At 64.5% G+C, this 6,989-nt stretch carries 5 protein-coding genes and 1 pseudogene; all 6 read right to left on the bottom strand.

The genetic code is table 11. The annotated features are described in order from the left end of the window. Window positions 1-646: pseudogene (locus VGD20_RS11730) on the bottom strand (hypothetical protein); the annotation flags it as partial. Window positions 647-696: 50 nt separating this feature from the next. Continuing rightward, entirely contained in the window at window positions 697-1,980 is a 1,284-nt protein-coding gene (locus VGD20_RS11725) for a serine hydrolase domain-containing protein (RefSeq protein WP_331134618.1), read from the bottom strand. A gap of 94 nt (window positions 1,981-2,074) precedes the next feature. Beyond that, window positions 2,075-3,400, bottom strand: a complete 1,326-nt coding sequence (locus VGD20_RS11720) for a DUF389 domain-containing protein (RefSeq protein ID WP_331134617.1) — start codon at window positions 3,398-3,400, stop codon at window positions 2,075-2,077. A gap of 12 nt (window positions 3,401-3,412) precedes the next feature. Then, window positions 3,413-4,342, bottom strand: coding sequence for an electron transfer flavoprotein subunit alpha/FixB family protein (locus tag VGD20_RS11715; RefSeq protein WP_331134616.1), 930 nt, complete (start codon window positions 4,340-4,342; stop codon window positions 3,413-3,415). Between the two features lie 118 nt (window positions 4,343-4,460). Further along, window positions 4,461-5,210 (bottom strand): electron transfer flavoprotein subunit beta/FixA family protein, encoded by a 750-nt coding sequence (locus VGD20_RS11710; RefSeq protein ID WP_331134615.1) that lies wholly within the window; start codon window positions 5,208-5,210, stop codon window positions 4,461-4,463. Window positions 5,211-5,433: 223 nt separating this feature from the next. After that, a complete protein-coding gene (gene sucC / locus VGD20_RS11705) occupies window positions 5,434-6,642 on the bottom strand; it encodes an ADP-forming succinate--CoA ligase subunit beta (protein ID WP_331134614.1) in 1,209 nt (402 codons plus the stop codon). Window positions 6,643-6,989 lie beyond the last annotated feature (347 nt).

The raw sequence follows: 6,989 nt of genomic DNA, 5'->3' as shown, positions 1-6,989 counted from the left end.
TCAGCAGAAACATGGTCATGCCCTCGTTCCGGTTCGCGGCATCGGCACGCGGATAATCGTCGGTGGTGACCCACCGCCCCGGATTCCCCGAAGGCTGCGCCCGATCGGCCAGCGAGCGGAACTGAGCGGCATCGAAACCCCAGCTCGCGACAAGGTCATTCTCGCATTTTTCCAATGCCTTGATTGCCTCGCCAACCTTGGGCAACCCGATAGCGATATCGAGCCTCCCGGGGGCGGTGATACGCAACGGCCGATCGTCACGCAGCGCGCCCAGAAGAACACCGTCGGTATCCTCCCACCGGATCGCTTTTTCCTCGCTCTCGCGATTCACAAAGGACAGGATATTGAAACGGAGGGTGCGGGATTCAGGGCCGGGTTCGATTTCGATCGAAGCCGCCGACGTGTAGACCGGGAGCGCCGTGCCATAAAGGACCCAACCCTGGCCCCCGAAAGCCAGATTCTGGCTGACTTCCAGGCGATAGGTTTTTCCTGCATGCGCGAAATGCCGGATCAGCCGGCACGAATTGGCCCCATAATCGACTTCCCATCGATTTTCACCCGTACGCTCGTTTGCGAGGGCAGCGGGGGCCCCGCCGGGATTTGACCAGAGAATGCCCGCGGTCAGAACGGCATGACGGAGTTTCATCGGCGCGATGATAAGCTTCGGAAGACGGGAGACAAGCAGGATCAGGCAGGTCAATCGCCCGCTGGCCCCTTATAGCCCGGACCATAGACCGCGGCGCGGAAATCGCGGTGGAGCGTGCCGTCGTAGGGAATGGTCTGGACGAAGAAGACCGCGGTCAGCTTGTTGGCGGGATCGACCCAGAAGAGAGTCGAGGCCATGCCGTCCCAGAAAAACTCTCCCGTGGCGCCGCGATTTTCCTCGGGCGTCTGCGGCGGCGATTTGCGGACCGCGAAGTCGAAGCCGAAACCGACCGCCCCCTTGCCGGGGAGCCACGCGCGCGCGGCGATCGCGGGATCGAGCTGATCGGTCGCCATCAGCTTCACGGTCGAAGGTTTCAGGATGCGCACGCCATCGAGTTCGCCCTTGTTCACCAACATGCGCGCAAAGCGCTGATAGTCGTCGAGCGTCGAGGCGAGGCCGAAGCCGCCGGGAGTCAATGCATTATCGCGGAAATTGAGCGTCTGCGCTTCGGCGGCCGCCTGCTGGACGAGCTTGCCGTCCTTCTTCACATTCATCGCCGCGAAGCGCGGCAGCTTCGTATCGGGCTGGCGCCACGCGGTGTCGGTCATTTTCAGCGGCTCGAAGATATGCGCGCGGACGTAATCGGCGAAGGGCCGGCCCGAGAGCTTCTCGACGAGCGCCGCCTGCACGTCGACCGCGATGCTGTATTCCCACTGCGTGCCCGGCTGAAACAGCAGCGGGACTCCCGCGAGCCGGCGGCTGGCTTCGGCGAGGGGGATGGAAAGCGCCAGCGGATCCGCGGCGACATAGGCGTCGTGCGCGGGTGTCGGGCCGGTGCCATAAGCAAAGCCCGCGGTGTGGCGCAGGATGTCGCGCACCGTGATCGGCCGCTCCGCCGCCACATAGCGCGGCTGGCTGGCGGCATCCTGGCCCGCATAGACACGCATGTTCGCATATTCGGGGAGATATTTCGACAGCGGGTCGTCGAGGTGGAATTTGCCAGCCTCCCAAAGCTGCATCAGCGCGACGCCGGTCACCGGCTTGGTCATCGAATAGATTTGCGCGATCGTGTCTCGGCGCATCGGGCGTTTCGCGCCGCGATCGGCCATGCCGGCGGTACCGAAATAGACCTCGCGTCCGTCCTGCCAGATCAGCGCCGAGGTGCCGGCAGCGCGGCCGTCGGCGATCATTGCCTTGAGCACCGCGTCGATCCGCGTCTTGTCGATCCTGAGCTTTTCGGACGGTGCGGCTTGCGCCAGCGCGGGCGGCGCGGAGAGCGTGAACGCGGCCCCCGCCGAGAGGATCGCCAAGGCGATTGCCGTTGCCCGCATCATGTTCTCCCTGTCCGGCCGATGATCGCCGGTTCGGGGACATCTCACCGGGTCCGCCGCTGTGCGTCAACTGCAGAGCGCGTGAATAGGTCTGCGGCTATTCGGCGGTCACGGGCTCCGGCACGCTCAGGCTTCCGTTCTGGATCAGCCATTGCGGGTGTCCTGCCTGCACCGAAGCGATGATGCGGTCGATCGCGGCCGCAACCTGTTCGCCTTCGGCTTCGCGGTCGCGCTGGACGATCACGCGGCGTGCCTGTCCGTCGACCAACACGCGCTCGCGCGGCAGCAGTTCACCGACGGTCAGCCCGGCAAGGATCACGCGGCTGTCGTTGTCGCGCTGTTCGAGTGTCGCGATGCGCTGGTTCAACTGTTCCTCGAACTGCACCGCAGCGTTGGTCTGTTGGCGCAACTGGACGACATTGACGCGGGCGGCGCGGTCGAGCTCGCGGCGCACCTTGGCGGCGAGCTCGTCGTTGAGCCGCGATGCATATTGATCGACGAGCACGACGCCGTCGACCGCGACCTCGTCATTCTCGATCCGCACATTGAGGCTGTCGACCCGGTCGCCCTCGCCGAGCAGGCGGTTCAGTTCGGACTGCACGATCGAGCGCGCGCGGACCTCACGCGCGATGCCGTTGAGCGACAGCGCGAGCGGGATCGACAGGACGCCGAGCGCGACGACGATGCCCGTCACCTGCAGCGCGGTGTGCTGACGCGTCAGCGACGGACCGAAATGATTGAGCCGCGCGACGATCGTCGCCGCGAAGGCGATGGCGAGCGTGTTGGTCAGGAAGAGCAGCGCGGCGCCGAGCGCGAAATCCATCCGGCCGGTGACCAGCCCGAAGGCGACGGTCGAGAGCGGCGGCACCAGCGCGGTCGCGATCGCGACCCCGACCATCACCCCCGACAGCTTGCGCATGATCGCATAGACGCCCGCGATTCCGCCGACCACCGCAACGCCAAGGTCGAGCAGGGTCGGCTGGGTCCGCGCGCGCAGTTCAGGCGTGACGTCCTTGATCGGTGACAGCCAGATGATCAGCATCGCGACGAGAATCGCAACCGCCATCCCCGCGGCGAGCGTCACCAGTGAACGCTTGATCAGATTGCTCTCGATCGTCGCAAGACCGAAGCCAAGCCCCATGATCGGGCCCATCAGCGGCGACACGAGCATCGCGCCGATCACCACCGCGGTCGAGCTTTGCAGCAGGCCGAGCGTCGCAATCATCGCCGCGAGAATGATCAGCAGCAGGAATTTCCTGTCGAGCCGCGCGTCGCGCGCAACGCTCGCCAGAATCAACGAGCGGTCGAGGGCGTCGTCGCCCTCGACCGCTTCGTGATGTTCGTCGTTCCGGGTCGCCCGGCGCCCGCCGGCGTTGAACGGCGCGTCGCCAAGGCCTGGCACCCCGGGATGATCGCCGGCCATGACGGCTGCCGCCTAGATCTTCCCGGTCAGTTCGGGAACGGCGTTGAACAGATCGGCGACGAGGCCGAAGTCGGCGATCTGGAAGATCGGGGCGTCCTCGTCCTTGTTGATCGCGACGATCGTCTTCGAATCCTTCATGCCCGCGAGATGCTGGATCGCGCCCGAGATGCCGATCGCGAAATAGACCTGCGGCGCAACGATCTTGCCGGTCTGGCCGACCTGATAGTCGTTGGGGACATAGCCCGCATCGACCGCGGCGCGCGAAGCACCGAGCGCGGCGCCGAGCTTGTCGGCGAGGGGCACGATGACCTCTTCATATTTCTCGGATGAGCCCAGCGCGCGGCCGCCCGACACGATGATCTTCGCCGAGGTGAGCTCGGGACGCTCCGATTTGGCGATTTCGGCGCCGACGAAGCTCGAGATGCCGGCATCGCCGCCGCTGCCCACAGCTTCGACCGTGCCCGAACCGCCCGAGGTCGCGGCCTTGTCGAACGCCGTACCGCGCACGGTCAGGACCAGCTTGGCATCCGACGATTCGACGGTCGCGATCGCGTTGCCGGCATAGATCGGGCGGGTGAAGGTCTTCGGACCCTCGACCGACAGGATTTCCGAAATCTGCATGACGTCGAGCAAGGCTGCGACGCGCGGCGCGATATTCTTGCCGGTGGTCGTCGCGGGCGCGAGGAACGCGTCGTGGCTGCCCATCAGGTCGGCAACGAGCGGCGCGACATTTTCGGGCAGATTGTGACCGAAGGCGGCGTTGTCCGCGACATGCACCTTGCCGACGCCGGCGATACCGGCGGCTTCCTTGGCGACCGCATCGACGCCGATCCCGGCGACGAGGAGGTGGACTTCACCGAGCTTCGACGCGGCGGTGACCACCGCGAGCGTGGCGTCCTTGACGGCCTTGCCGTCATGTTCGACCCAAACCAGAGTTTTCATATCTATACTTCCCTCTAATCCGTTCGGGCTGAGCCTGTCGAAGCCCTGCCCTTTCTTTCGACGTTCCCGAAAAAGAACGGCCCTTCGACAAGCTCAGGGCGAACGGGGGTGGAATATCTTAGCTGTGGACGCCGAGCGCTTTGAGCTTGGCAACCAGTTCATCGACGTCGGCGACCTTGATCCCGGCCGAGCGGGCGGCGGGTTCGCTGACCTTGACCACCTTCACGCGCGGGGCGGTGTCGACGCCGTAGTCGGCAGGGGTCTTGGTATCGAGCGGCTTCGACTTCGCCTTCATGATGTTCGGCAGCGAGGCGTAACGCGGCTCGTTCAGACGGAGGTCGGTGGTGACGATCGCGGGAAGCTTCAGCTTCACCGTTTCGAGGCCGCCGTCGACTTCGCGGGTCACATTGACATGATCGCCATCGACATTGACCGCGCTGGCAAAGGTGCCCTGCGCCCAGCCGGTCAGCGCGGCGAGCATCTGGCCGGTCTGGTTGTTGTCGTCGTCGATCGCCTGCTTGCCCAGGATCACCAGACCCGGCTGTTCGACGTCGGCGATCGCCTTGAAGATTTTCGCGAGCGCGAGCGGTTCGACGGCATCGTCGGTCTGCACGAGGATCGCGCGGTCGGCGCCCATCGCGAGCGCGGTGCGCAGCGTTTCCTGCGCCTTTGCCGGGCCGACAGACACGGCGACGATCTCGGTCGCGACGCCCTTTTCCTTCAGGCGAATCGCTTCTTCGACGCCGATCTCGTCGAACGGGTTCATCGACATCTTCACATTGGCAAGATCAACGCCGGTGCCGTCGGCCTTCACCCGCGGCTTGACGTTGTAATCGAGCACCCGCTTCACGGGGACGAGGATTTTCATGGGCTTTAAAGCTCCTCTCAAAAATTGTGCACTGCGTCATAGTTACGCTTTACGTAAACGTCAACCAGCAGTCCCTTTCCCTCTTTCCTTGGGGAGGATCGGGAAGACCCGGCCTGTCAGGGCGCGGGCTGGTGAGGGTCCGACATCGCCGCCCTCACCATTGCGACCCGCCGGCACCGCCGGCAGGCCTTGCCGCCTCCCCGAAGGGAGAGGCAATTCTCCGTCACGCCGCCTTGTTGACCTCGGCGACGATTTTCTTTGCCGCGTCGCCCAGATCGTTGGCCGCAACGATCGGCAGGCCCGAATTGGCGAGGATGTCCTTGCCCTGCTGGACGTTCGTGCCTTCGAGGCGGACGACGAGCGGGACCGACAGGTTCACTTCCTTCGCCGCGGCGACGATGCCGTCGGCGATGATGTCGCACTTCATGATGCCGCCGAAGATGTTCACGAGAATACCCTTCACGGCGGGGTCCTTGAGGATGATCTTGAACGCCGCGGTCACCTTTTCCTTCGATGCGCCGCCGCCGACGTCGAGGAAGTTGGCCGGGAATTCGCCGTTCAGCTTGATGATGTCCATCGTCGCCATCGCGAGCCCGGCGCCGTTCACCATGCAGCCGATGTTGCCGTCGAGCTTGATGTAGGCGAGGTCATATTCCGACGCTTCGACCTCGGCCGGATCTTCCTCGGTCAGGTCGCGCAATTCGGCGATATCCTTGTGGCGGAACATCGCATTGCCGTCGAAGCCCAATTTGGCATCGAGGACGAGCAGTTCGTCGCCGTTCGCACCTTCGCAGACCGCGAGCGGGTTGATTTCGATCTGTTCGGCGTCGGTCGCGAGGAACGCGTCGTAGAGGCCGGCGAGGACCTTTGCCGCCTGCTTGGCAAGATCGCCTTCGAGTTCGAGCGCGGCGGCAACGCTGCGGCCATGATGCGGCTGCAGGCCCGTCGCGGGATCGATGGTGATCGTGTGGATCTTGTCGGGCGTGTTGTGCGCGACGGTTTCGATGTCCATCCCGCCCTCGGTCGAGGCGACGACCGCGATGCGGCTGGTGGCGCGGTCGACGAGCAGGGCGAGGTAGAATTCCTGCTTAATGTCGGCACCGTCGGTGATGTAGAGGCGGTTGACCTGCTTGCCATGCTCGCCGGTCTGGATCGTCACCAGCGTGTTGCCAAGCATGTCCTTGGCATGCGCTTCGACTTCCTCGAGGGTCTTGGCGAGACGGACGCCGCCTTTCGCGTCGGGGCCGAGTTCCTTGAACTTGCCCTTGCCGCGGCCACCCGCATGGATCTGCGATTTCACGACATAGAGCGGCCCGGGAAGCTGCTTCGCCGCGGCGACGGCTTCCTCGACGCTCATCGCGGCGATGCCCTTGGGGATGGCGACGCCAAATTTCGCGAGCAGTTCTTTCGCCTGATATTCGTGGATGTTCATGAGGTCTGCCGGGCCTTTCGACTCTGGAGCGGGGAGATGATCGGCGCCGCCTAAGCACAAGTTTGGCGGCAATTCTACCCCCGCGACCCCCAGATATTCTTGTCCGCGGCAAAGGCTTGCGTCGAGCCGGTCCGTCTTCCGGATGACGTCCCCTGCCCGAGCTGATAACCGGACGGGGGCAAGGATCGGGATGAGGGAGCCGAAGATGCGGATAAAGCTTCTTGTTTTGACATTATCGGCGCTTGGCGGTTCGGGGCTGGCGGCCGCTCAGGTGAACCAGTCGGTCGACGTCCGGATTACGGAGGCACCGAAAATCGTCCGTATCGGCGCGGCGGACCAGCTCGTCT

This window comes from Sphingopyxis sp. (assembly GCF_036402335.1).
Classification (GTDB): domain Bacteria; phylum Pseudomonadota; class Alphaproteobacteria; order Sphingomonadales; family Sphingomonadaceae; genus Sphingopyxis.
The sequence above is the reverse complement of the archived record's forward strand: the minus strand, read 5'-3'. Positions and strand labels throughout refer to the sequence as shown.